The organism is Catenibacterium sp. UBA627 (assembly GCF_002299355.1).
Lineage (GTDB): Bacteria > Bacillota_I > Bacilli_A > Erysipelotrichales > Coprobacillaceae > Catenibacterium > Catenibacterium mitsuoka.
This window is the reverse complement of sequence record NZ_DBPF01000146.1, coordinates 1-627: the sequence shown is the minus strand read 5'-3', so window position 1 is coordinate 627 and position 627 is coordinate 1. Positions and strand designations below refer to the sequence as shown.

Sequence of the window (627 nt, the reverse complement as noted above, 5' to 3'; positions counted from 1 at the left end):
TTCGGCTGTTACAAGAATGAAAAATATCAAGAATCCCTTGCAGAAAAAGGTATTAATAAGAAAGATTATAATAAAGCTTCTTGTAATGTTGATGCTATTGAATTTGACCCTAACCTTCGTGGTATTCTGAACTATGAATTTTGTGGTCAGCGTGTTCAGGAATTTAACAACAAGATGTATGAAATTAGTCAGAATCGCCGTTATCTCTGGAAAGAAGATGACTATGAAGGTCTGACTGACGAACAAATTGCAGAACTTAAACAGCTAAAAGAAGAAGTAAAAGAGCGCTCTACTTATGTCCATGTAAAAATTGTTCATAATGATTTTATGACGTTTGCAAGCAAGAAGCATTATGACCTGATTCTTATGAATCCACCTTTTGCAAATGGCGATGAGCATTTGATGAAAGCGATTCAGATGCAACAAGAAAATGGTGGAAAAATTCTTTGCATTCTTAATGCTGAAACCCTGCTGAATCTGTATTCTAACAAGCGTAAGTTCCTGATGAATACGCTGAATGACCTCGGGGCAAAGATTCAGTTTGTGGACAATGGATTCAGTGATGCAGAACGTCAGACAGATGTTCGTGTTGCTCTGATTTATATTGATATTCCAGAGCCAGAACAT

Annotated in this window: 1 protein-coding gene; it reads left to right on the top strand. The window is 36.5% G+C overall.

The genetic code is table 11. The features are described from left to right. On the top strand, positions 1–627 hold a 627-nt coding region (locus B2S90_RS09620; RefSeq protein ID WP_286696968.1), incomplete at both ends, for a methyltransferase.